Annotated in this window: 15 protein-coding genes and 1 pseudogene; 13 read left to right on the plus strand and 3 right to left on the minus strand. The window is 61.7% G+C overall.

Going from position 1 to position 24,935, the window contains the following annotated elements:
- Window positions 1-169: 169 nt before the first annotated feature.
- The 8 genes from CD58_RS12255 to CD58_RS12290 all read left to right on the plus strand — a co-directional run bounded on the left by CD58_RS12255 (window position 170) and on the right by CD58_RS12290 (window position 10,563).
- A complete protein-coding gene (locus CD58_RS12255; RefSeq protein WP_025213287.1) occupies window positions 170-1,060 on the plus strand; it encodes an NAD(+) kinase in 891 nt (296 codons plus the stop codon).
- Window positions 1,057-2,031 carry a metallophosphoesterase gene (locus CD58_RS12260; protein WP_200868925.1) on the plus strand — a complete coding sequence of 325 codons (975 nt, stop codon included), beginning with the start codon at window positions 1,057-1,059 and terminating at the stop codon, window positions 2,029-2,031. Before CD58_RS12255 ends, CD58_RS12260 begins: the two co-directional genes overlap by 4 nt.
- Window positions 2,028-2,900 (plus strand): rhomboid family intramembrane serine protease, encoded by an 873-nt coding sequence (locus tag CD58_RS12265; RefSeq protein ID WP_025213289.1) that lies wholly within the window; start codon window positions 2,028-2,030, stop codon window positions 2,898-2,900. Before CD58_RS12260 ends, CD58_RS12265 begins: the two co-directional genes overlap by 4 nt.
- A 45-nt stretch (window positions 2,901-2,945) precedes the next feature.
- Window positions 2,946-3,206, plus strand: coding sequence for a YeaC family protein (locus tag CD58_RS12270; protein ID WP_025213290.1), 261 nt, complete (start codon window positions 2,946-2,948; stop codon window positions 3,204-3,206).
- Entirely contained in the window at window positions 3,203-4,033 is an 831-nt protein-coding gene (locus CD58_RS12275; RefSeq protein WP_025213291.1) for a DUF2797 domain-containing protein, read from the plus strand. The genes CD58_RS12270 and CD58_RS12275 overlap by 4 nt, the downstream gene beginning before the upstream one ends.
- A gap of 13 nt (window positions 4,034-4,046) precedes the next feature.
- Window positions 4,047-6,704 carry an aminopeptidase N gene (gene pepN, locus CD58_RS12280; protein ID WP_025213292.1) on the plus strand — a complete coding sequence of 886 codons (2,658 nt, stop codon included), beginning with the start codon at window positions 4,047-4,049 and terminating at the stop codon, window positions 6,702-6,704.
- A 387-nt stretch (window positions 6,705-7,091) separates the two neighbouring features.
- A complete protein-coding gene (locus CD58_RS12285) occupies window positions 7,092-8,144 on the plus strand; it encodes a WD40/YVTN/BNR-like repeat-containing protein (RefSeq protein ID WP_025213293.1) in 1,053 nt (350 codons plus the stop codon).
- A 43-nt stretch (window positions 8,145-8,187) separates the two neighbouring features.
- Window positions 8,188-10,563 (plus strand): efflux RND transporter permease subunit, encoded by a 2,376-nt coding sequence (locus tag CD58_RS12290; RefSeq protein ID WP_025213294.1) that lies wholly within the window; start codon window positions 8,188-8,190, stop codon window positions 10,561-10,563.
- A 750-nt stretch (window positions 10,564-11,313) separates the two neighbouring features.
- On the opposite strand, the gene CD58_RS12295 is transcribed toward CD58_RS12290, so the two are convergent.
- The 3 genes and pseudogenes from CD58_RS12295 to CD58_RS12305 all read right to left on the minus strand — a co-directional run bounded on the left by CD58_RS12295 (window position 11,314) and on the right by CD58_RS12305 (window position 18,921).
- Window positions 11,314-16,026, minus strand: coding sequence for a hypothetical protein (locus tag CD58_RS12295; RefSeq protein ID WP_025213295.1), 4,713 nt, complete (start codon window positions 16,024-16,026; stop codon window positions 11,314-11,316).
- A gap of 134 nt (window positions 16,027-16,160) precedes the next feature.
- Window positions 16,161-16,880, minus strand: a complete 720-nt coding sequence (locus tag CD58_RS12300; protein ID WP_025213296.1) for a FadR/GntR family transcriptional regulator — start codon at window positions 16,878-16,880, stop codon at window positions 16,161-16,163.
- 305 nt (window positions 16,881-17,185) lie between these two features.
- A pseudogene (locus tag CD58_RS12305) lies at window positions 17,186-18,921 on the minus strand (IlvD/Edd family dehydratase).
- A gap of 193 nt (window positions 18,922-19,114) precedes the next feature.
- Here CD58_RS12305 and CD58_RS12310 point away from each other — a divergent pair.
- The 5 genes from CD58_RS12310 (at window position 19,115) to CD58_RS12330 (ending at window position 24,876) form a co-directional block, all read left to right on the plus strand.
- Complete coding sequence (locus tag CD58_RS12310; RefSeq protein WP_025213297.1) at window positions 19,115-20,437, plus strand: MFS transporter; 1,323 nt, start codon at window positions 19,115-19,117, stop codon at window positions 20,435-20,437.
- 157 nt (window positions 20,438-20,594) lie between these two features.
- Complete coding sequence (gene araD1, locus CD58_RS12315; protein WP_025213298.1) at window positions 20,595-21,587, plus strand: AraD1 family protein; 993 nt, start codon at window positions 20,595-20,597, stop codon at window positions 21,585-21,587.
- A 13-nt stretch (window positions 21,588-21,600) separates the two neighbouring features.
- Entirely contained in the window at window positions 21,601-23,181 is a 1,581-nt protein-coding gene (locus CD58_RS12320; RefSeq protein WP_025213299.1) for an aldehyde dehydrogenase (NADP(+)), read from the plus strand.
- Between the two features lie 236 nt (window positions 23,182-23,417).
- The gene (locus CD58_RS12325) at window positions 23,418-23,714 is read left to right on the plus strand and encodes a DUF5629 family protein (RefSeq protein WP_049866980.1); all 297 of its coding nucleotides are present in this window, start codon (window positions 23,418-23,420) and stop codon (window positions 23,712-23,714) included.
- Window positions 23,701-24,876, plus strand: coding sequence for a lactonase family protein (locus CD58_RS12330; RefSeq protein ID WP_038436631.1), 1,176 nt, complete (start codon window positions 23,701-23,703; stop codon window positions 24,874-24,876). Before CD58_RS12325 ends, CD58_RS12330 begins: the two co-directional genes overlap by 14 nt.
- The last annotated feature ends 59 nt before the right edge of the window (window positions 24,877-24,935 follow it).

Here is a 24,935-nt window from a genome sequence, read left to right on the forward strand (position 1 = left end):
ATGCGGCCAATGCTGTCAATTCAGAAAGGTAAAGCTCCCTCGCCACGGTGATTCAGGTAAACCTTGAATAACAGCATTGCGCCACGTGAAGGCTTAAAGAATTTTGTCTATGGAGCGCTTTCGCCCATAATCGTGGTTTTCGCCCGCCGCAGACCTTCGCAGGAGCCTCATGGAGCAATTTCGCAATATCGGCATCATCGGTCGCCTGGGCAGTTCACAGGTGTTGGACACCGTTCGCCGTCTCAAACGTTTCCTCCTGGAGCGGCACCTGCATGTGATCCTCGAAGATACCATCGCCGAAGTGCTGCCGGGCCATGGCCTGCAGACGTCGTCGCGCAAGATGCTCGGCGAAGTCTGTGACATGGTGATCGTAGTCGGCGGCGATGGCAGCCTGTTGGGGGCCGCCCGGGCCCTGGCGCGGCACAACGTTCCCGTGCTGGGCATCAACCGGGGCAGCCTGGGTTTCCTGACCGATATCCGCCCCGACGAGCTGGAAACCAAGGTCGCCGAAGTGCTGGACGGCCACTACCTGGTGGAAAACCGCTTCCTGCTGCAGGCCGAGGTCCGTCGTCACGCCGAGGCCATCGGCCAGGGCGACGCCCTCAATGACGTGGTGCTGCACCCCGGCAAATCCACGCGCATGATCGAATTCGAGCTGTACATCGACGGCCAGTTCGTCTGCAGCCAGAAGGCCGACGGCCTGATCGTCGCCACGCCCACCGGCTCCACGGCCTATGCGCTTTCCGCGGGTGGCCCGATCATGCACCCCAAGCTCGACGCTATTGTGATTGTGCCCATGTACCCCCATACCTTGTCTGGGCGACCTATCGTGGTCGATGGCAACAGTGAGCTGAAAATCGTCGTGTCCAAGGATATGCAGATCTACCCGCAAGTGTCCTGTGACGGTCAGAACCATTTCACCTGCGCGCCGGGTGACACCATCACCGTCAGCAAGAAGGCGCAGAAGCTGCGCTTGATCCATCCGCTGGATCACAACTACTACGAAGTCTGCCGGACCAAGCTCGGCTGGGGTAGCCGGTTGGGGGGTGGAGGCGACTGATGCTCGATCCTGCGCGCAGTTACGACCTGATCGGCGACGTGCACGGATGCGCCTTGACCCTTGAACGCCTGCTGGACCAACTCGGTTACCACAAGCAGGGCGGGGTCTGGCGGCATCCGTCGCGCATGGCCGTGTTCCTGGGGGACATCATTGACCGGGGCCCACGCATCCGCGAGGCGCTGCACATCGTCCATGACATGGTGATGGCCGGCCAGGCGTTGTGCATCATGGGCAACCACGAGTTCAATGCCCTGGGCTGGAGCACGCCGGCACTGCCAGGCAGTGGCCAGCGTTACGTGCGCGAACACACCCCGCGCCATGCCCGCCTGCTCAACGAAACCCTGACTCAATTCGAGCAGCATCCCGGCGACTGGCATGACTTTCTCAAGTGGTTCTATGAGCTGCCGGTGTTTGTCGACGCCGGCCGTTTCCGGGTGGTGCATGCCTGTTGGGACGCGGGTCTGATCGAGCCGCTGCGCGGCCTGTTCCCGGACGGCTGCATCGACGAGCATTTCCTCCAGGCCTCGGCGGAACCGGGCAGCTTTGCCTGCACGGTGTTCGATCGCTTGCTGCGCGGCACCGACATGCGCCTGCCCCATGGCCAGACCCTCACTGGCGGCGACGGCCTGACCCGTTCGTTTTTCCGGACCAAATTCTGGGAAGACAACCCGCAAACCTACGGCGACATCGTGTTCCAGCCCGACGCCTTGCCTGAACCGGTGGCCCGCACGCCGCTGTCGCCGGAAGAAAAGAACAACCTGCTGCGCTATGGCGTCCATGAACCGCTGTTGTTCGTCGGTCACTACTGGCGCAGTGGCAAACCCGCGCCGATCCGCCAGAACCTGGCCTGCCTGGATTACAGCGCGGTGCTCTACGGCAAGTTGGTGGCGTACCGCCTGGACCAGGAAACTCGCCTGGATCCGCACAAATTTGTCTGGGTCGATGTCGAGCGGCCGGAGATGATGCAATGAGTGTCGTCGCCGTATTGCGCTTGCCCCTGGCCGTGGATTTGAGCGGGTTCGTCAAGCTGTTGCAACGCATGCAGGTGCCCCATCGGGTCAGCGAAGAGGCCGGTGAGCAGGTGCTTTGGGTGCCCGATGAAATCAGCGAGGACGTGCGCTCCCTGTATGCGCGCTTCCCGGCCGGCGATCCCGAGCAACAGCTGGAATTGCCAGCCAGTGACAGCACCTCGCGCCGGGCCGGATTCTTCCAGCAACTGAGCCGTAGCCCGGTCACCGCCCTGGTGTTGCTGCTGAGTCTGATCGTCGGTGCCGTGACTCTGTTGGGGGAAAATCTGCAAACCCTGCGCTGGCTGACCTTCCTGGAGTTTCGGGTCGTCGGTGACTACATCCAATTCACGCCCCTGGGCGACAGTCTGGCGGCGGGGCAGTGGTGGCGTCTGGTGACACCGATGCTGATCCATTTCGGTTTCCTGCACATCGCCATGAATGGCATGTGGTACTGGGAGCTGGGGCGGAGGATCGAGGCCCGGCAGGGCGGAATCAACCTGCTGGGGCTGACGTTGCTGTTCAGTCTCGTGTCCAACTATGCCCAGTATGTGTTCAGCGGCGCGACGCTGTTCGGCGGTTTGTCCGGGGTGTTGTACGGACTGCTGGGGCACTGCTGGATCTATCAACTGCTGGCGCCGAACCCGGCCTATCACTTGCCCCGTGGGGTGTTGGTGATGATGCTGGTGTGGCTGGCGCTGTGTCTGTCGGGGCTGGTCTCGCTGATCGGTTTCGGCGAAATCGCGAATGCGGCCCACGTCGGCGGGTTGCTCATCGGTTGCTTCACCGGTTTGTTGGGTGGGCTTTTCGCTCGCCGTAAAATGGCCCTCTGATTGGCGTTTGTGCCTCTTGAATATGCGCGATTGCGCGGAGAACCCATGTCCTCGTTCAACGAAATGATCAAAAACATCACCCCGGACATCTACCAAAGCCTGAAACTGGCGGTGGAAATCGGTAAATGGTCCGATGGCAACAAACTCACCGCCGAGCAGCGCGAATTGTCGCTGCAGGCGATGATTGCCTGGGAAGTCCAGAACTTGCCCGAAGAAGAGCGCACCGGCTACATGGGCCCGCAGGAGTGCCACTCGAAGTCGACCGAGGTGCCAAACCTCCTGTTCAAGTCGGACGCCATCCATTGATCGAGATTGGCCGCGGTGCAATCAGCAAGATGTCGGCGCGCCTTGACGGGCCGACCGTTCAATACGCCTTTCGCCTGGGCGATACCGAGGTGCCGGTCAACCCGCTGATTGGCAGCACGGTGCGCCTGGAGTTTCTCGGTGCGATCCACTGCACCCATTGCGGACGCCGGACCAAGACCAGTTTCAGCCAGGGTTATTGCTACCCTTGCATGACCAAGTTGGCCCAATGCGACCTGTGCATTATGAGCCCCGAGCGCTGCCATTTCGAGGCGGGCACCTGCCGCGATCCGGCGTGGGGCGAGCAGTTCTGCATGACCGATCATGTGGTGTACCTGGCCAATTCCTCGGGCGTGAAGGTCGGCATCACCCGCGCCACGCAACTGCCGACCCGCTGGCTGGACCAGGGCGCCAGCCAGGCGCTGCCGATCCTGCGGGTCGCCACGCGCCAGCAATCGGGGTTTGTCGAAGACCTGTTCCGCAGCCAGGTGGCGGATAAGACCAACTGGCGCGCGTTGCTCAAGGGCGACGCGGTGGCGGTGGACCTGCCCCGGATCCGTGACTCGCTGTTCGAAAGCTGCGCCGAGGGATTGCAGGGCTTGCAGGAACGATTTGGCCTGCAAGCGATCCAGACCATAGCGGACGTCGAGCCCATCGAGATCCGTTATCCGGTGGAGCAATACCCGGCCAAGATCGTCAGCTTCAATCTGGACAAGAACCCGATCGCCGAAGGCACGCTGCTGGGGATCAAGGGCCAGTACCTGATTTTCGACACCGGCGTGATCAACATTCGTAAATACACGGCTTACCAGCTCGCCGTGCATCAGTAGAAGGATTCGACCCATGCGCACCGAACAACCGAAGATGATTTACCTGAAGGACTATCAGGCGCCCGAGTACCTGATCGACGAGACACACCTGACCTTCGAGTTGTTCGAGGACCACAGCCTGGTCCATGCGCAACTGGTGATGCGCCGCAATCCCGAGCGCGGTGCCGGGTTGCCGCCCCTGGTGCTCGATGGCCAGCACCTGGAGCTGGTCTCGCTCAAGCTCGATGACGCTGACCTGGGGCAGGGTGATTACCAGCTGGACGATAGCCACCTGACGCTGCAGCCCAAGGTCCAGACCTTTACGATTGACACCACCGTCCGGATCCACCCGGAAACCAACACCGCCCTGGAAGGCTTGTACAAGTCTGGCAGCATGTTCTGCACCCAGTGCGAGGCCGAAGGTTTCCGCAAGATCACCTATTACCTCGACCGCCCGGATGTAATGAGCAAGTTCACCACCACCGTGGTGGCCGAGCAGCACAGCTATCCGGTGCTGCTGTCCAACGGCAACCCGATTGCCAGTGGCCCCGGCGAAGACGGCCGGCACTGGGCGACCTGGGAAGACCCGTTCAAGAAACCCGCGTATCTGTTTGCCCTGGTGGCCGGTGACCTGTGGTGCGTCGAAGACACCTTCACCACGATGAGTGAGCGCAGCGTGGCGCTGCGCATCTATGTCGAGCCGGAAAACATCGACAAATGCCAGCACGCCATGACCAGCCTGAAGAAGTCGATGCGCTGGGACGAAGAAGTGTACGGGCGTGAATACGACCTGGACATCTTCATGATTGTCGCGGTCAACGACTTCAACATGGGCGCCATGGAGAACAAGGGTCTCAACATCTTCAACTCCAGCGCCGTGCTGGCCCGCGCCGAAACCGCCACCGACGCCGCGCACCAGCGGGTCGAGGCGATCGTTGCCCACGAATATTTCCACAACTGGTCGGGCAACCGCGTGACCTGCCGCGACTGGTTCCAGCTGTCGCTCAAGGAAGGCTTCACGGTGTTCCGCGATGCCGGGTTCTCGGCCGACATGAACTCCGCCACCGTCAAGCGTATCCAGGACGTGGCTTACCTGCGCACCCACCAGTTCGCTGAAGACGCAGGCCCCATGGCCCACCCGGTGCGTCCGGACAGCTTCATCGAGATCTCCAATTTCTACACCCTGACCGTGTACGAAAAGGGGTCGGAAGTGGTCGGCATGATCCACACCCTGCTGGGGCCAGAGGGTTTCCGCAAGGGCAGCGACCTGTACTTCGAGCGTCACGACGGCCAAGCCGTGACCTGCGATGACTTCATCAAGGCCATGGAAGATGCCAATGGCGTCGACCTGGCCCAGTTCAAACGCTGGTACAGCCAGGCCGGTACGCCACGGCTGGCGGTGAGCGAGGCCTACGACGCCACGGCCAAGACCTACAGCCTGACCTTCAGCCAGAGTTGCCCGCCAACCCCGGACAAGCAGGAAAAACTGCCTTTCGTGATCCCCGTCGAACTTGGCTTGCTGGACAGCAAGGGCGCTGAAATACCGTTGCGCCTGGCCGATGAAGCGGCGGCAAGCGGCACCTCCCGGGTGATCTCGGTGACTGAAGCCGAGCAGACCTTCACCTTCGTCGACATTGCCGAACAACCTTTGCCATCGTTGCTGCGCGGCTTCTCGGCGCCGGTGAAGCTGAGCTTCCCGTACAGCCGCGACCAGTTGATGTTCCTGATGCAACACGACAGCGACGGCTTCAACCGCTGGGATGCCGGCCAGCAGTTGTCGGTGCAAGTGTTGCAGGAACTGATCGCCCAGCATCAGCAGGGCGCCAGCCTGTCACTGGACCCGCGCCTGGTCAGTGCGCTACGCACCGTGCTGTCGGACGAATCCCTGGACCAGGCCATGGTCGCGGAAATGCTCTCGCTGCCAAGCGAGGCCTATCTGGCGGAAATCAGCGAAGTGGCCGACGTCGACGCGATCCATGCCGCCCGCGAGTTCGCTCGCCGACAGTTGGCCGAGAACCTGTTCGAAGGCCTGTGGCTGCGTTATGAAGCCAACCGTGACCTGTCGAAACGCACGCCGTATGTGGCCGAGGCCGAGCATTTCGCCCGGCGTGCGTTGCAGAACATCGCGCTGTCGTACCTGATGCTCACCGACAAGCCCGAGGTGTTGAGTGCGACCCTGGAGCAGTTCGACAGCGCCGATAACATGACCGAACGCCTCACGGCGTTGGCGGTGTTGGTCAATTCGCCGTTCGAAGCCGAGAAGGCCAAGGCCCTGGAAGTGTTCGCGGAAAACTTCAAGGGCAATCCGCTGGTCATGGACCAATGGTTCAGCGTCCAGGCCGGCAGCCCGTTGCCCGGTGGCCTGGCGCGGGTCAAGGCGCTGATGGAGCACCCGGCGTTCAATATCAAGAACCCGAACAAGGTGCGGGCACTGGTCGGCGCGTTCGCCGGGCAGAACCTGATCAACTTCCACGCCGCCGACGGTTCGGGTTATCGCTTCCTGGCGGACCTGGTGATCCAGCTCAATGGCTTCAACCCACAGATCGCCTCCCGGCAGCTGGCGCCACTTACCCGCTGGCGCAAATACGACAGCGCCCGCCAGGCGTTGATGAAGGGTGAACTGGAACGCATCCTGGCGTCGGGCGGGCTGTCGGCCGATGTGTTTGAAGTGGTGAGCAAGAGCTTGGCATAAACAGGCAGCGTCGTACCTTTGTGGCGAGGGAGCTTGCTCCCGCTGGCCTGCGAAGCAGGCCCGATCCTGGTTCCCTTTCGCTGCGAATAGCGGGTGGACCAAGGTCAGGGAGTCCTTCGGCCTCCAGCGGGAGCAAGCTCCCTCGCCACATTCATCACCCTCGCGAATGTCTTCTTATTCGCCCTTGGCCTATATGCCCCTGGTTAACAAAAGATAACGTGGCGTCGATTGTCAGACCTTTCGAAAGCCCGATAGGATAGACCCGCTTGCAAAGTGGCTCTAGATTGCAGGTTTCAGGGCTATGCTCAATGCCTGGCAATGTGGAAGAACCGCTTATGGCGCCCTGAAAAGGTTGATGACCTAACAATAATAATGGGGGAAAGGTCTATGAATGAGCCTGTCATGGCTGTGGGCCGCTGCCGCCCGCCAATGCTGCGCAAAGTCGCGTTGCTGGCTGCGGTGCTCTCGCTGCTGGGCTCTGCCGTGTTGTCGGCACCGGTGATGGCTGTTGCGGCGTCGACGTCCGACGTCATTTACTCCGTCGAATCGGCCAAGGCCAGCAAAACCCTGATGCTCGATGTGGCCCACGCCGGCCAGCGCCTGGTGGCGGTCGGTGATCGTGGGCACATTGTCTATTCCGACGACCAGGGCACGTCCTGGACCCAGGCCAAGGTGCCGAGCCGACAACTGCTCACCGCGGTCTTTTTCGTCGACGACAAACACGGCTGGGCCGTGGGGCACGATGCGCAGATCCTCGCCAGCGACGACGGTGGCAGCACCTGGACCAAGCAATACGAAGACCTCACCCGTGAAGCGCCGCTGCTGGACGTCTGGTTCAAGGACGCCAATAACGGTTTTGCCGTGGGCGCCTACGGTGCGCTGTTGGCAACCACCGATGCCGGCAAGCACTGGGAAGACGTCAGCGATCGCCTCGACAACGAAGACCAGTTTCACCTCAACGCGATCACTGCCGTGAAAGACGCTGGGCTGTTCATCGTGGGCGAGGCCGGCAGCATGTTCCGCTCCAGCGACGACGGCCAGACCTGGGAAAAGCTTGAAGGCCCGTACGAAGGTTCGCTGTTCGGGGTCATCGGCACGGCCCAGCCCTCGACGCTGCTGGCCTACGGCTTGCGCGGCAATCTCTATCGCTCCACCGACTTCGGCGATACCTGGGAACAGGTCGAGCTCAAGGCTGCCCGGGGTGCCCTGGAGTTCGGCCTGTCAGGGGCCACGTTGTTGCCGGACGGTTCCATCGTGATCGTCGGCAACGGCGGTAGCGTGGTGCGCAGTACCGACGACGGCGTGACCTTCAGCGTGTTCAACCGTCCGGATCGGATTTCCGTGGCGGCCGTCACGACTGCGGGCAACGGCAACCTGATCCTGGCGGGACAAGGGGGCGTGCGCGCCACCACCTCCACCGGCGCCGAACTGAGCAAATGAGTCAGGCCTATAAGACGGGCATAAAAACAAGAAGGCGGACCCCATGAGCAGTCATCACCAAGACAAGGCGACGTTCCTCGAGCGCCTGATTTTCAACAACCGCCCGGCAGTGATCGTCATTTGCCTGCTGGTCAGCGTTTTCCTGTTCTGGCAGGCCACGCTGATCCGGCCGTCCACCAGTTTCGAAAAGATGATCCCCCTTGAGCACCCCTTCATCCAGAAGATGCTCGAACACCGCAATGACCTGGCGAACCTGGGCAACACGGTGCGGATTTCCGTGGAGGCCACCAACGGCGATATCTTCTCCAAGGAATACATGGAGACCCTGCGCCAGATCCACGACGAAGTCTTCTACATCTCCGGCGTCGACCGCTCCGGGCTCAAGTCGCTGTGGAGCCCGAGCGTGCGTTGGACCGAAGTGACGGAGGAGGGCTTCGCCGGCGGCGAGGTGATCCCCCAGAGCTACAACGGCTCGGCCGACAGCCTCGACCTGCTGCGTAACAACGTGCTCAAGTCCGGTCAGGTCGGGCGTTTGGTGGCGAACGATTTCAAGTCGAGCATCGTCGACATCCCGCTGTTGGAGTCCTACCCGGATCCCCAGGACCAGGGCAAATTGCTCGCCCTGGACTACCAGAAGTTCTCCCACGAGCTTGAAGACAAGATCCGCAACAAGTTCGAAGCCCAGAACCCCAACGTGCAGATCCACATCGTCGGCTTCGCCAAGAAGGTCGGCGACCTGATCGACGGGCTGGTCATGGTGGTGCTGTTCTTCGGCGTGGCCTTCGTCATCACGCTGATCCTGCTGTACTGGTTCACGAACTGCATGCGCAGCACCGTTGCGGTGTTGACCACCACCCTGGTGGCGGTGGTCTGGCAACTGGGGCTGATGCATGCGGCCGGTTTCGGCCTCGATCCGTACTCGATGCTGGTGCCGTTCCTGATCTTCGCCATCGGCATTTCCCATGGCGTGCAGAAAATCAACGGCATCGCCTTGCAGTCCAGCGAGGCGGATAACGCCCTGACGGCGGCGCGGCGCACCTTCCGGCAGTTGTTCCTGCCGGGCATGATCGCAATCCTGGCGGACGCCGTCGGTTTCATCACGTTGCTGATCATCGACATCGGCGTGATCCGCGAACTGGCCATCGGCGCCTCCATCGGCGTGGCGGTGATCGTGTTCACCAACCTGATCCTGCTGCCGGTGGCGATCTCCTACGCCGGCATCAGCAAGCGCGCGGTCGAGCGCAGTAAAAAAGATGCGACCCGCGAACATCCGTTCTGGCGCCTGCTGTCGAACTTCGCCAGCGCCAAGGTTGCGCCGGTGTCCATTGCCCTGGCGGTGATCGCTTTTGGCGGTGGCCTCTGGTACAGCCAGAACCTGAAGATCGGCGATTTGGATCAGGGGGCGCCGGAACTGCGTCCGGACTCACGCTACAACCAGGACAACAACTTCATCATCAGCAACTATTCCACCAGCTCCGATGTGCTGGTGGTGATGGTCAAGACCAAGACCGAAGGCTGCTCGCGCTACGAGGCCATGGCGCCTATCGACGAACTGATGTGGAAGATGCAGAACACCGAGGGCGTGCAATCGGCGATTTCCTTGGTGACCGTGTCCAAGCAGATGATCAAGGGCATGAACGAGGGCAACCTGAAATGGGAAACCCTGTCGCGCAACCCTGACGTGCTGAACAACTCCATTGCCCGGGCCGATGGCCTGTACAACAACAGCTGCTCCCTGGCGCCGGTGCTGGTGTTCCTCAACGACCACAAGGCCGAGACCCTGGACCGGGCAGTGAAGGCGGTGCAGGACTTTGCCAAGGAAAACAACCGCGATGGCCTTGAGTTCATCCTTGCCGCCGGTAACGCCGGAATCGAGGCCGCTACCAACGAAGTGATCAAGGAGTCGGAGCTGACTATCCTGATCCTGGTGTACATCTGCGTGGCGACCATGTGCATGATCACCTTCCGTTCCTGGGCGGCGACGCTGTGCATCGTGCTGCCACTGGTGCTGACCTCGGTGCTGGGCAACGCCCTGATGGCGTTCATGGGCATCGGCGTGAAGGTCGCGACCTTGCCGGTGGTGGCGCTGGGCGTGGGGATTGGCGTGGACTACGGCATCTACATCTACAGTCGTCTGGAAAGCTTCCTGCGGGCCGGATTGCCGTTGCAGGAGGCGTACTACCAAACGCTGAAATCCACCGGCAAGGCCGTGCTGTTCACCGGCCTGTGCCTGGCCATCGGTGTCTGCACCTGGATCTTCTCGGCCATCAAGTTCCAGGCGGACATGGGGTTGATGCTGACGTTCATGCTGCTGTGGAACATGTTCGGCGCGCTGTGGCTGCTGCCGGCGCTGGCACGGTTCCTGATCAAGCCTGAGAAACTGGCGGGGCAGAAGGGCAATTCGTTGTTTGCGCACTGACTGCTGGCAGAATGCAATGCTGCAACCTTGAGACTATCCACTCAAGGGAGCCTGGAATGTTCTGTGGCGAGGGAGCTTGCTCCCGCTGGGCGTGAAGCAGCCCCCAAGCCTGACACCTCGTTACAACTGGCTGATCGCACCCAGCCTTTTGGGGCTGCTGCGCAGCCCAGCGGGGATAAATCCCCTCGCCACAAGAAGTCTTCAGTCCGGGTTTATGTGGCGAGGGAGCTTGCTCCCGCTGGGCTGCGAAGCAGCCCCCAAACCAGGCACCTCGGTGTAACTGGCTGATCGCGCCCAGCCTTTTTGGGGCTGCTGCGCAGCCCAGCGGGAGCAAGCTCCCTCGCCACGGGTTTTATGTTTGGCCATGGGCTGGGTGAATCAGGCAGTTCAGCCACTTTTACCAAGCACGAACCTGTGGTGAGGGGATTTATCCCCGTTGGGCTGCGAAGCAGCCCTCAAACCAGGCACCTCGGTATAGCTGGCTGTTCGCACCCAGCCTTTTTGGGGCTGCTGCGCAGCCCCGCGGGGATAAATCCCTTCGCCACAAGAAGTCCTCAGTCCGGGTTTATGTGGCGAGGGAGCTTGCTCCCGCTGGGCTGCGAAGCAGCCCCCAAACCAGGCACCTCGGTGTAACCGGCTGATCGCACCCAGCTTTTTTGGGGCTGCTGCGCAGCCCAGCGGGAGCAAGCTCCCTCGCCACAATGAGTTACCGCCGTCTCAAGTGGGCAGCGTTTTGCTCTTTCACCGTGATCAAGGCGCCAATGGCAAGAACTTGCTTTGCGCCAACGGCCTGCCGATCTGTCCTCGATGCACATTCACCACCGCGTAAGGGCTTTTCGCCTTGGCCAGCATTGAATGGTAGTGCTCCTTGCGCTGTTCCTTGGTTTTCAAATGCGCGACGCTAAAGTCAGCTTTTGGCGTGTCCGCCGCTTCGTAATGAAAGTGCGCATACCAGAGGGGCCAACCGTCCCGGTCATTGATGGCGTACTCCTGGAGGAAATCCTTGCGCTCGCCTTTCAAGGCTTTGCGTTCACCGAGCATCGCGACTTGCACCAGGTTTTTCTCGAACAGGTAGCGAAGGTTGCTGTCGGTGGGCGGCAGTTTCAGGCTCAATTCGGTGCGCAGCTCGCTGCCCCGGGTGGTCAGGCGCGAAACGGCGTCTGACAGTTGCCCGGTCAGTGTTTGATCGGCTGCGGTGCGCGGGTTTTTCGAGGCGGTGAAGGCTCGTTCGAGTTCTTCGGACAGCTTGCGGTAGCGACTTGCCTCATTGCTCAGGATTTCTTCGATTTCCTGAGGGAAGCGGCACTGGGTTTTATAGCGCTCGGCGTTCGCCAGACTGTTGTCCAGTTGCCCGAGCAGTTTTCGTGCATCGGCCTTGATCGCTTTGACTGAGCGTGTGCGGGGTGCCGGGGCCGGTCGTTGGACTTCGACGATGTCCCAGACGTCGTCGTGTTGCGAGTAGGTGGCGAGCAGCCTGTCGTCGACTTCAGAGCGCAGCTCGACAACCTCGATCGGCAGTGACGTGCCGGCCGGCTTCAAGTCACCAATCAACACGCCGCTCTTGCGCGTCTTGATCACCTTTTTCTGCGGACGTCCGGCAGCTGTCCTGCTGCGTTTGGGCGGGCGCCTGCGGGGCTGCGGCTCGGGCTTGATTTCGGCGGCCAGCTTCGTGGACGCCTCTTCATAAAGACCCTCGACCAGCCTGAACAGCCTGCCGAAATAAGACGTGTCCATGTCAGCGGCATTGAGGGCTTTCATGCCCTGCATGGCATCGAGTGCCGCGCCATAGTGTTCAATCAGGCTTTCCAGGACCTCGATCTGTTCCGATGGGGTCAGCTCGTAGGTGCTCAGGTCGGATTGGGAGCTCGCCTGCTCCATCAACAGCTTGGTGATGCTGTGCAGGTTCTCGGGAAGATTGGAGTCGGGATCCTTGAATATCAGTGCCGCCAGCGTAGGCACTTGCAGGGCCTTGGTGGCCAATGCTGTTCGTTCACCTAATGGACGGTCCAGGGTCAGGCGCTCGAAGACTTGCGCGCCGGCGGCATCCAGGTTCAACAGCGCTTCCAGATAACGATCCCTGAGTTCCAGCCAATAGATCGAGCGATCGTTGATGTCACTCAAGGCGTTCAGGTAGTCGAAATAATCGAGAAGGTTGCCAGCGACATTCGCTTGAAGGGTCGAAAAATCTTGCGTGAATTGGCCATAAGCGGCATCCAGCGCCGTCAGCTCGAATTCGTTGATCAGGAAGCCCTTGCGGGCGTTGTTGACCACGTTCTCCATCAAGGCGCGAATGATGCCGGGGGGTAATTGCATATCGTGGCTGGCATATTCGGTGACGTTGTCCAGCAGCTTCAGATAGGTGTCAGTCTGCTCCTCAAGGAGCTTGTAGAACCGCGCCCGCTTGTCCGCGCGTTGCGCCTCGGTAAAGTTGCCTGCCTGGGTCCTGGTCATGACTTCCTGGGCGGTATCCAGGGCGCGTTGCCGATCGGCCTCGTCCTTGTAATAACCCTTCAGCAGCTCGCTCAGTTCGGCCGCGCGTTGGGCCTTGAGGTCCCGCAGTTTGGCCAGGCGCTTGGGCGGCATGCCCCCTCGCAGGCGCAGACGCAGGTCGATGGACCAGTTGCCGCGGGCATCGGGTTGCAACACTGGGCCATTCTGGGTCGGATCCCGCGGGGCGAGCGGGTTGACGATGATCGCGCTGCCGTCCGATTCCGGGGTCACCTGATACATTTTTCCGTCCACCAGGGCGTGCCAGGTGTTCCGGATGACGTACAGGCCCGTGTAGGGGCCGTATTTTGTCGGCTCGGGCATGGATGCCGGTTGGCTTACCTGAAAACGCTGCAGGCGGGCGAGTTGCTCCGGTGTCAGCCGACGGCGGGCGCTGGCGAAACTGAGGTCCAGGTTTCTGCTGGTGTTCTCCAAGCGTGCGCCTGGCAAGGCCACCGGCCCCTCATGAATGCTCGGTGGCGCGGGTGCGGGCCACTGCTCCGGGATGATGCGCGGCGCGGGAGGGCGCATCGCCTGTTCCTTAAGTGTCTCAGGCAATGCTGCAGCGAGAGGTGCACGGAGGGATGGCAGTTGGCTTACCAGCATGACGAGGTTGAGCAGCGAGTCGACGGCGGCGAGTTCTCGTGTCAACGGATCGGCGCTACTCAAGGCAGGGATGTCACGGCTGGCAATGGCCATCAAGCTCCATAGCCAGGCGGTAGCCATGGCTGGGCCGCGTAGCAACGGCATCAACAGCGTATTGAACAGCAGGTTCCATCCCTCGAGGAGAACGGCCCAGCGACTCTCGCTATTGGAAACTGAGGCCCGATCAGCCTGGCTTACCAGAGCTCGGGCATTGCTCCCATACAAGTACTCCATCAGTTCGCCGTTATGCAGGAATTGCCACAATTCGTCGTTGACACTGCCGTCAGCCAGCGTCGCCGGGGCGGGCTTGGCAGGAGCGCTGAACTCATCGCCTTGGAAAAAACGCACGATGTGCGGTTCCAGAAACCCTCCATCCGCGTAGATCGGTCGCGCGGAATCAGTCATCCAAGTCAGGATGCTGTTTTGTAGGTCTCCGGGGGCGACGATGGCTTCCAGCAGCGCCTCGCGTGTGGGGAATTCTTGCAGCGAAGGAGCGTAGAGCGGGCGATACAGCAGGTGCGGGCCGGTCCGGATGTCCAGTGGCTCGATGATGAACATGTTGGTCACGATATCGGGATGTGCCTCGGGTTTGCGCAGGAAGGCCAAGTGCCGAATGACCACCGACCGGTCGTTGACCCGCTGACTGTCAGAATCGGGCTTGAGCACTGCCTCAATCAAGCGCAGGCCTGGGCGGGTAATGCCATTTTCGTTGTTGAGCATCTGTTTCAGCGCTTCCAGCGGCAGTTGCGCCGCGACCTGTTCGGCGAACATTCGCTTGCGCTCTTGGGCTTGAGGCGCATCGTCCAACAGGCGTTGTTGCAGATAACGAGGGTAGGTGGCGCCTATGTCGACCTGCTCGATCAGCCCACCCTTGCGGGTAATGAAATCCGGTGTCAGCCACGCGGGAAGCGGTAGGCCCAGGCGATGGGCGAGTGTCGGGTGGCCACTAGGGCGGGAAACGAGGTTGTTGATCGCCAGTTCGGTCAGGCTCATCGTTCTTTTCTCGATGATTCCGGTAGTTCCGGGGTAACCTGCGGCCACGCTGAAGGTCAGCTGTACATCGTCGGGCTGATACTGGCGGACGTTGAACTTGGCTGCCTGGCTGGCGTTGCTTTGCTGCAGTTGCTGGAGCAAGGCGGCGGCGGCAAAGGCCTTGATGTCCTTGATGTCGCTGAAATAGTTCCGGCCCTGGTGACGTTTTTTGGCGCTGGCCAGGTCCAGGCTATAGTGCTGGAAGGTCGTTTGATCGACGATGGAGGCCTTCTTTAACCAGTTGGGCAGTAGCGGTTCAAGGCGTGCCGAGGTTTCAGGCGTAAGGCTCGGAGCATCTAGCAGATAACGGCTGGGGTCACTCAGCGTTTTATAGAGTGTTGTCAGATCTTGAAGGCCAATGCGCGAAGGCAACTGCACGGCCTGCAGGTCGGCCAGCTGCTGCTCCAGGATCAGGGCCGCCTGGGTCTCGAAGGCATTGCCACTGATCTCGTGACGCTGGCAGGTCACGCTGTCGACGACGTACTGGCTGGCGATCAGCGTGCCCCAGTGCTGAGTGAACGCTTCCAGGGAGTCAAAGACCTGGACCGCGCCGGCAGGGCTGCAAAGCAGCCAGAGCGTCGCGTTGTTCCTGCAGTGGACCAACAGGATGTCGCTGCTGGTCAACACACTGCTGGAGCCGTCCCGAGTGAGTCGGGTCTCCAGGCTATAGGCATAGACGGACGATTGGCCGTGGCGCCGAAAGCGTTGTTGCCGATCGGGCCATTGGACAATCTGGCCCAGGGCTTCCCGGGCCTGTCCAGTGAGGTCCTGTTGTTGCAGGCTGCGGATCTGCGCAAGGTTGCGCAGTACATCGCTGAGCCACTGCCAACGGCTGGTGCCGTCCTGCCTGTCGTCCTGCGGAGCGGTGTCGATGTTGGCGTTCCAATAGCGGGTCAGCGCATCCTCCAGCCCGATCGGTACGGTCCAGGGCAGTTCGAGCAGCAGCTTTTCGATGACCTTCATATCCAGCTTTCCATTGTCTGGCGAAAGAAGTCGCGGTGGCTTGTCGGACAGGAAACTGCGACGCCCCTTGAGATCCTTGAACTCAATGGGGGTGCCAAGCGCCAGGTAATCGAGGACGCGAGGCATGAAGGGTTCAAGCAGGTAGCCGCGGGAGGCCGTATCAGGTGTGGCCAGCCGGGTCTTGGAAAGATCGAAGGCCAGCGTGGGGTATTTTTCCTGGATGGCTTGCTTGAGCATGCGTTGTGCGAACTGCTCGAAGGTCGGGCGACTGGCGAATTGCAGGCTGACGCTCTGTGCCAATGCAGAAGGGTTGTCAGCCGGGGAGGGCGAGGTCATGAGAAATCCTTTTCATGGGGTCATTGGAATTGACGCCTGGAAAAGTATCGATCTCTGGGCTTGTGCGGGCGGTATATAGATACCGCCACGGCGGCTGGAGTGTGTGCCAGGCCACGGCTGGGCCGGGCAAGCTATCAGGAAGGATCGGCGCCCAACACCACGTTCAGCGCACTGCGGGCATCGTCCAGTTGTACCAGGGTGGCATGGCGTGCACCGAGGGCATCGCGGTTCTCGATGGCGGTGAGGATCGCCTTGTGCCGTGGCATCGCCAGTTCATGCAGGTTGGGCCGCTGGTTGGAATGCTTGAGCGCTTCGGCGATGGCGACCGACAACATGTTGCACAGGTTGGCGAGCAGGTCGTTATGAGTGGCGTCGGCGATGCGGCTGTGGAAGTCCAGGTCCGGTTGCAGCACGGCTTCGGGGGTCGGTGCCGCTTCCATGCGCTGGTAGGCTTCGCGGATGGCGGCGATGTCGGCCTCGTCGGCGAACTGGGCGGCGAGGGCCGCGGCGGCCGGCTCGATGATGCTGCGTACGCTGGTCAGCAGGTTGAAGAATTCATTCTGCGGGCTGCTCTGCATCAGCCAATGCAGGACATCCGGGTCGAGCATGTGCCATTCCCGCCGAGGCTTGACCACCGTGCCCACCCGCGGGCGTGAATACACCAGGCCCTTGGCGACCAGCACGCGGGTGGCTTCGCGCAGCACCGGGCGGCTGACGGCGTATTCCTCGCACAGCAAGGCTTCGGCGGGCAGTTTATCGTCCGGCTTGAAACGCCCGGAAACGATCTGCATGCCCAATTCCTGGACGATGCGCGCGTGCATGCTCTTGCGGTCGGAGGGTTTACGGTAATCCATGGGAAGCGGCGCGATCCTGTGCGAGGGGGTGCTGCGCATGATAGCAGGCGCGGCGATGGCGGGTCGCTAGTGCGATTCAATGCTGACGCCGACCTACTGTGGGAGCGAGCTTGCTCGCGATAGCGGTTGAACATTCAACATCTAAGTTGGCTGTCACACCGCCATCGCGAGCAAGCTCGCTCCCACAGGGGATGGATGGGGTCAGTGGGAGTGGCGTTGAACATTCAACATTTGGGTTGACTGTCACACCGCATTCGCGAGCAAGCCCGCTCCCACAGGACCTTCTATTGAGCATGAATCAAGGATCAGTGGGAGTGGCGCGGCACCTCGGCGCCGCGGCAGCCCACCAGGAAGTCGAAGTCACAGCCTTGGTCTGCCTGCAACACATGGTCGATATACAGCTGGCGGTAGCCGCCCACCAGCAGTTGCTGCGGGGGACGATGTCGGCCAGGCGAGCGGCGAGTTCGGCGTCCGGGATGTCCAGGTGCAGACGACCGCTGGCGCAATCGAGTTCGATCCAGTCACCTTCCTTCACCGCGGCCAGAGGCCCGCCGGCTGCGGCTTCCGGTGCTACGTGCAAGACCACGGTGCCGTAGGCGGTGCCGCTCATGCGCGCATCGGAAATCCGCACCATGTCGGTCACGCCCTGGGCCAGCAGCTTGGCCGGCAAGCCCATGTTGCCGACCTCGGCCATGCCCGGATAACCCTTGGGCCCGCAGTTCTTCATCACCAGGATCGAGCTGGCGTCCACATCCAGTTCCGGATCGTTGATCCGGGCCTTGTACTCGTCGAAGTTCTCGAACACCACGGCGCGACCGCGATGCTGCATCAGTTCAGCGGTGGCGGCGGACGGCTTGAGTACCGCTCCCAATGGCGCCAGGTTGCCGCGCAGCACGCAGATGCCGCCGTCGGCGCGGATCGGGTTGTCCAGGGTGCGGATGACTTCATCCTGGCCGTAGATCGGTGCGTCCTTGGTGTTTTCGCCGATGCTCTTGCCGTTGACGGTCAGGGCATTCGGGTTGGGAATCAGATTGGCTTCGCCGAGACGGCGCAGTACGGCGGGCAGGCCACCGGCATAGTAGAACTCTTCCATCAGGAAGCGTCCGGACGGTTGCAGGTCGACGATGGTCGGCATGCCGCGACCGATGCGGGTCCAGTCGTCCAGGTCCAGTTGCACGCCGATGCGTCCGGCGATGGCCTTGAGGTGGATTACCGCGTTGGTGGAGCCGCCAATGGCCGCGTTGACCCGGATGGCGTTTTCGAAGGCTTCCTTGGTCAGGATCTTCGACAGCTTGAGGTCTTCGCGGACCATCTCGACGGCGCGCATGCCGGACATATGGGCCAGCACATAGCGGCGCGCATCCACCGCCGGGATGGCCGCGTTGTGCGGCAGCGACGTGCCGAGGGCTTCGGCCATGCAGGCCATGGTCGAGGCGGTGCCCATGGTGTTGCAGGTGCCGGCCGAGCGGGACATGCCGCCCTCGGCCGCGAGGAAATCGTCAATGGTGATGGTGCCGGCCTTGACCTGCTCGCTCAATTGCCAGACCACGGTGCCCGAACCGATGTCCTGGCCTTTGTGCTTGCCGTTGAGCATCGGCCCGCCAGTGACGACGATGGCCGGCACGTCGCAACTGGCAGCGCCCATCAGCAGGGCGGGGGTGGTCTTGTCGCAACCGGTGAGCAGCACCACGCCGTCAATTGGGTTGCCGCGAATCGCTTCTTCGACGTCCATGCTCGCCAGGTTACGGGTCAGCATGGCGGTGGGGCGCAGGTTCGATTCGCCGTTGGAGAACACCGGGAATTCCACCGGGAAGCCCCCGGCCTCGATCACGCCGCGCTTGACGTGCTCGGCGATCTGGCGGAAATGCGCGTTGCACGGCGTCAGCTCCGACCAGGTGTTGCAGATGCCGATGATCGGCTTGCCGTGGAACTGATGGTCGGCGATGCCCTGATTTTTCATCCAGCTGCGGTACATGAAGCCGTTTTTGTCGGCGGTGCCAAACCATTGGGCCGAGCGCAGGGAGGGTTTCTTATCAGACATGATCGATTCTCTTATTGTATGACTATATTGTTCTAGCGTGAGGGTAACATAAGCGCAATTTACGCCGTTTGGAAGTGTTGTTGGGTAAATAGTATTACTATATAGTCCGATTCAGTGGAGGGATTGTCCTGGCGGTCATTCGCGAGAGAAATCCCCCGAGGTTCCATAACAACAACAATCGGAGACCGGTCCCATGAGCCAGGAATTGCGGCTTATTCGTCGCATCACGCTGAAACTGATTCCCTTCCTGATCCTGCTGTACCTGATCGCTTACGTGGACCGCTCTGCCGTGGGCTTTGCCAAGCTGCACATGGGCGCCGACCTCGGCATCGGCGACGCCGCCTACGGCCTGGGTGCGGGCCTGTTTTTCATCGGTTACTTCCTGCTGGAGATCCCCAGCAACCTGATGCTGGAACGCTTCGGCGCCCGGCGCTGGTTCGCCCGGATCATGATCACCTGGGGCGCCATCACCATCGGCATGGCGTTCGTGCAGGGGCCTCATAGCTTCTATGTGATGCGCTTTTTGCTCGGCGCGGCCGAAGCCGGGTTCTTCCCGGGCGTGCTGTACTACATCACCCAGTGGTTCCCGGTACGCCATCGCGGCAAGATCCTGGGCCTGTTCATTCTGTCCCAACCCATCGCGATGATGATCACCGGCCCGGTGTCCGGCGGCTTGTTGGGCATGGATGGGGTACTGGGCCTGCACGGCTGGCAGTGGTTGTTCATCGTCATCGGCCTGCCGGCGGTGCTGTTGACCTGGCCGGTGCTGCGCTACTTGCCCGATGGTCCGCAACAGGTCAAGTGGATGGACCAGGCCGAGAAGGACTGGCTGACCGGTGAGCTGAAAAAAGATTTGCAGGAGTACGGCCAGACCCGTCACGGCAATCCGCTGCATGCCCTGAAGGACAAGCGCGTCCTGTTGCTGGCGCTGTTCTACCTGCCGGTGACCCTGAGCATCTACGGCCTGGGCCTGTGGCTGCCGACACTGATCAAGCAATTCGGTGGCAGCGACCTGGTGACCGGTTTCGTGTCGTCGGTGCCATACATCTTCGGCATCATCGGCTTGCTGATCATTCCCCGCAGCTCCGATCGCTTGAATGATCGCTACGGTCACCTGGCCGTGCTCTATGTATTGGGCGCCATCGGCCTGTTCCTCAGCGCCTGGTTGTCGGTGCCGGTGTTGCAACTGGCGGCGCTGTGCCTGGTGGCGTTCGCGCTGTTTTCCTGCACCGCGGTGTTCTGGACCTTGCCGGGGCGTTTCTTTGCCGGCGCCAGTGCGGCGGCGGGTATTGCGCTGATCAACTCGGTGGGCAACCTGGGCGGTTACATCGGGCCGTTCGTGATCGGTGCGCTGAAGGAGTACACCGGTAACCTGGCTTCGGGGCTGTATTTCCTGTCCTGCGTGATGCTGTTCGGCCTGGTGTTGACCGGCGTGGTGTATCGGTTGCTGGAGCGTAAGCACGTACTGCCGGCGGATCAGTTCGCGGCCAGTGCCCGGGGGGCGACGCGTACCTAAAATTTGAAGGCTGAGATGAACAGTGCGGGAGCGGGCTTGCCTGCGAAAGCGGTGGGTCAGCTTGCATCAATGTTGAATGTACCGCCGTCTTCGCGGGCAAGCCCGCTCCCACAGGTGATTGACGGTGTATTTAAGTATTGTTTACAGGGAGAACATCATGCGTTTAGTTCAGTTCGAATTGCCTAACGGCGAACGCCGCGTCGGTGTGGTCGACGGCGACCAGGTGCGGGAAGTGCAGGGCGCTGGTAGCGTGCGCGACCTGGCGCTGGCGGCCATCGAGGCGGGCGTGAAGCTTGAGCAGCAGGTCAACAGCCTGGGCCTGGGCGCCGGTCATGACTACGCCCGGTTGCTCAGTGAGCTGCGCATCCTGCCTCCGCTGGATCACCCGGATCCGGCGCACCTGCTGGTCAGCGGCACCGGCCTGACCCACCTGGGCAGCGCCTCGGCCCGGGACAAGATGCACCAGCAGGCTGGCGACGAAAGCGCCATGACCGACACCATGCGCATCTTCAAATGGGGCGTGGAGGGCGGCAAGCCCCAGGCCGGACAGGCCGGCGTGCAGCCGGAATGGTTCTACAAAGGTGATGGCAGCATTGTGGTCCGTCCGGGCCATCCGTTCCCGTTGCCACCCTTTGCCGAAGACGCCGGCGAAGAGCCGGAAATCAGCGGCCTGTATGTCATCGGCCACGACGGCAAGCCCTATCGCCTGGGCTTCGCGGTGGGCAACGAGTTCTCCGATCACGTCATGGAACGCAAGAATTACCTGTACCTGGCCCACTCGAAATTGCGCAGCTGCAGTTTTGGTCCGGAACTTCGCGTGGGGGAACTGCCTCAACATCTTTCCGGAACCAGTCGTATCCTGCGCAACGGCGAAGTGCTGTGGCAGAACGAATTCCTCAGTGGCGAGGCCAACATGTGCCACAGCCTCGAAAACCTGGAGTTCCATCACTTCAAGTACAGTCAGTTCCTGCGTCCGGGGGACGTGCACGTTCATTTCTTCGGCACCGCGACCCTGTCGTTCGCCGACGGCATCCGCACCCAGCCGGGGGATGTGTTCGAAATCAGCCAGGCTGAATTCGGCGCGCCGTTGGTCAACGGCATTGCCCCGGTAGACGCGGTGTTCAACCCGGGTACTATCGGCACACTTTAAAAGGAGACTTGCGATGAACCAGATCCTTGGCCACAACTACATCGGCGGGGCGCGCAGCGCGGCCGGCCAGACCCGCCTGCAAAGCGTCGACGCCAGCACCGGCGAGGCCTTGCCCCATGATTTCATCCAGGCCACGGCCGAAGAAGTCGATGCTGCCGCCAAGGCCGCGGCTGCGGCTTATCCGGCCTACCGGAGCCTGAGCGCGGTGCGCCGGGCCGAGTTCCTCGAGGCCATTGCCGATGAACTGGATGCCCTGGGCGATGAGTTCGTGGCCGTGGTCTGCCGTGAAACCGCATTGCCGGCGGCACGGATCCAGGGCGAGCGCGGTCGCACCAGCGGCCAGATGCGCCTGTTCGCCAAGGTTCTGCGTCGTGGCGATTTCTACGGTGCGCGTATCGACCGCGCCTTGCCGGAACGCACGCCGTTGCCACGTCCGGACCTGCGTCAGTACCGCATCGGCCTGGGGCCGGTGGCGGTGTTCGGCGCCAGTAACTTTCCCCTGGCGTTTTCCACGGCCGGTGGCGACACCGCGTCGGCCCTGGCCGCCGGTTGCCCGGTGGTGTTCAAGGCCCACAGTGGTCACATGGCGACCGCCGAGCACGTGGCCGATGCGATCATCCGTGCCGCGGAAAAAACCGCGATGCCTGCCGGTGTGTTCAACATGATCTACGGCGGTGGCGTTGGCGAATGGCTGGTCAAGCATCCGGCGATCCAAGCGGTAGGGTTCACCGGTTCCCTCAAGGGCGGGCGCGCCCTGTGCGACATGGCGGCCGCACGTCCGCAGCCGATCCCGGTGTTTGCCGAGATGTCGAGCATCAACCCGGTGATCGTCTTGCCGCAAGCGCTGGAGACCCGCGCCGAGAGCGTTGCGCGTGACTTGACCGCCTCGGTGGTGCAAGGCTGCGGTCAGTTCTGCACCAATCCTGGCCTGGTGATCGGCATTCGTTCGCCGCAATTTACCGCCTTCACTCAGCAAGTGGCCGCGTTGATCGGCGACCAGGCGCCCCAGACCATGCTCAACGCCGGCACGCTGCAAAGCTACGGCAATGGCCTGCAGAAGCTGCTGGCCCACCCAGGCATCGAGCACTTGGCCGGGCGCGAGCAGCAGGGCAACCAGGCCCAGCCGCAGTTGTTCAAGGCCGATGCCAGCCTGTTGATCAACGGTGACGAGGCGTTGCAGGAAGAAGTGTTTGGCCCGACCACGGTGTTTGTCGAAGTGGCGGACCAGGCGCAACTCAGCGCGGCGCTGAACGGCCTGCACGGTCAACTGACCGCGACGATGATTGGCGAGCCGGCGGATTTCGAACGGTTCAGCGAATTGACGCCGCTGCTGGAGCAGAAGGTCGGCCGCATCCTGCTCAACGGTTACCCGACCGGTGTCGAGGTGTGTGATTCGATGGTCCACGGCGGGCCTTACCCGGCGACGTCCGATGCCCGCGGCACTTCGGTGGGCACCTTGGCGATCGATCGTTTCCTGCGCCCGGTGTGCTTCCAGAACTATCCCGACAGCCTGCTGCCGGAGCCGCTGAAGAACGCCAACCCGCTGGGGATCCAGCGGTTGGTGGATGGGGTGCCGGGGCGCGAGGCGCTCTAAGCATCGCGGTGAGGCCGTGGCATTGATGTTGAATGTGCCGGCCTCTTCGCGGGCAAGCCCGCTCCCACACTGGGTTTCCTGGGATACGGAATGTGTATTCACCGCCGATCCAATTGTGGGAGCGGGCTTGCTCGCGAAGGCAATCGCCCAGTCAACATCGAGTCTGAAGTGATGGCCCAAGGTCCACCAGCACATTGGGTTATCATGGCAACTTTCCCAACGACCGACTGATCACCATGACTGCCGTAACCGCCCCCCTGCTGCAAGCCCTCGACTCCTGCGACATGCTGATTATCGACGGCCTGCACGCATTCAATTTTGAGCTCGACGAGCAGGACCAACTGCACGTTGAGTGCATGAACGGTCGCACCCTCGAGCACTGGCGGTTCACGCCGGCGCAAATGCAGGCCGCGACGTTCGACAAGGCCTCGAATCACTGGATCATCACCAGTGACTCCGGCGACCACCATCTGGAATGCGTGGAAGCCTCCAGCGGCCACGACGATGAGGACGACGAAGATGAAAATGCGTAGCCTCTGGCCGTTGTTGATGGCCGGCAGCCTGGGCGCCATGGGCGTCCAGGCAGACACCAACGAGCGCCATCAACTGCTGGTGGGTTCCTACACCGCCGGCCAGAGCCAGGGCATCTACCGGTTGCAATTCGACAGCCGCACCGGCCAGCTCGATGCCAACCCGTTGCAAGTGATCAAGACTGACAATCCTTCCTGGCTGACGCTGTCCAGCGATATGACCCGGCTGTTCGTGGTCAACGAAAACGGGCCGGGACAGCAAGACCCGGTGGGCAAGGTCAGCAGCTACGCCATCGACCCGAAAACCCAGCAACTGAGCCTGATCAACCAGGTGCAGTCCCTGGGCAACGAGCCGACCCATTCCAGCCTCAGCGGTGATGGTCGGCATCTGCTGGTCAGCAACTATTCGGTCGTGGAAGACCCGGGCGGCACCCTGGCGGTGTTGCCAGTGGGCGCCGACGGCAAGCTGGCGCCGGTGGTGCAGTTGAGCAGTCATCAGCCGAGCCGGGTCAATCCCGAGCGGCAGATGTCGGCCCATGTGCACTCGGCGGTGTCCTCACCGGATGGCAAATATGTGTTCGCCAACGACCTGGGGGCGGACAAGGTCTTCATCTATCGCTACGACCCCAAGGCCAATCCCGAACTGCCGCTGACTGCCGCCAATCCGGCCTTCGTGCAATTGCCACCCGGCAGCGGTCCACGGCACTTGCTGTTCAGCGCCGATGGCAAGCACGCCTGGCTGACGATGGAAATGACCGCGCAAGTGGCGGTGTTCGATTACCAGGACGGCCGCCTGACCCAGCGCCAACTGGTGGACCTGGCGGCCGGCAAGCCGCAGGCGGGTAGGGCGGCGGCTGCGCTGCATGCTTCCAAGGACGGCAAGTTCCTCTACGTCAGCAATCGCGGCACCACCAACGAACTGCTGGTGTTCGCCATCGACTCGGCGGCGGGGACGCTCAAGGAGCTGCAACGACGTTCCGTCGAAGGCGACCATCCTCGGGAGTTCAGCCTCGATCCGAGTGGCAGATTCCTGCTGATTGCCAACCAGAAGAGCAATCAGATCGTGGTGGTCGAGCGCGATCCCAAGACCGGCCTGCTGGGTAAAACCGTGCAGAAAATGCCGATGGATGCACCAAGCGATTTGAAATTCATCGTGCGTCAATAGACCGCAGGCCCCGTTTTTCGGGGCCTTCACTCTTGTATCAACGGGACTGATATTCGCTA

The sequence above is a fragment of the Pseudomonas brassicacearum genome (assembly GCF_000585995.1).
Lineage (GTDB): Bacteria > Pseudomonadota > Gammaproteobacteria > Pseudomonadales > Pseudomonadaceae > Aquipseudomonas > Aquipseudomonas brassicacearum_A.

What these genes read in the sequence shown, in the direction of transcription:
- pepN (WP_025213292.1), top strand. Translation starts at nt 4,047, where the DNA reads ATGCGCACCGAACAACCGAAGATGATTTACCTGAAGGACTATCAGGCG.
- CD58_RS12310 (WP_025213297.1), top strand. Translation starts at nt 19,115, where the DNA reads ATGAGCCAGGAATTGCGGCTTATTCGTCGCATCACGCTGAAACTGATT.
- CD58_RS12265 (WP_025213289.1), top strand. Translation starts at nt 2,028, where the DNA reads ATGAGTGTCGTCGCCGTATTGCGCTTGCCCCTGGCCGTGGATTTGAGC.
- CD58_RS12325 (WP_049866980.1), top strand. Translation starts at nt 23,418, where the DNA reads ATGACTGCCGTAACCGCCCCCCTGCTGCAAGCCCTCGACTCCTGCGAC.
- CD58_RS12290 (WP_025213294.1), top strand. Translation starts at nt 8,188, where the DNA reads ATGAGCAGTCATCACCAAGACAAGGCGACGTTCCTCGAGCGCCTGATT.
- araD1 (WP_025213298.1), top strand. Translation starts at nt 20,595, where the DNA reads ATGCGTTTAGTTCAGTTCGAATTGCCTAACGGCGAACGCCGCGTCGGT.
- CD58_RS12285 (WP_025213293.1), top strand. Translation starts at nt 7,092, where the DNA reads ATGAATGAGCCTGTCATGGCTGTGGGCCGCTGCCGCCCGCCAATGCTG.
- CD58_RS12320 (WP_025213299.1), top strand. Translation starts at nt 21,601, where the DNA reads ATGAACCAGATCCTTGGCCACAACTACATCGGCGGGGCGCGCAGCGCG.
- CD58_RS12330 (WP_038436631.1), top strand. Translation starts at nt 23,701, where the DNA reads ATGAAAATGCGTAGCCTCTGGCCGTTGTTGATGGCCGGCAGCCTGGGC.
- CD58_RS12255 (WP_025213287.1), top strand. Translation starts at nt 170, where the DNA reads ATGGAGCAATTTCGCAATATCGGCATCATCGGTCGCCTGGGCAGTTCA.
- CD58_RS12295 (WP_025213295.1), bottom strand. Translation starts at nt 16,026, where the DNA reads ATGACCTCGCCCTCCCCGGCTGACAACCCTTCTGCATTGGCACAGAGC.
- CD58_RS12300 (WP_025213296.1), bottom strand. Translation starts at nt 16,880, where the DNA reads ATGGATTACCGTAAACCCTCCGACCGCAAGAGCATGCACGCGCGCATC.
- CD58_RS12270 (WP_025213290.1), top strand. Translation starts at nt 2,946, where the DNA reads ATGTCCTCGTTCAACGAAATGATCAAAAACATCACCCCGGACATCTAC.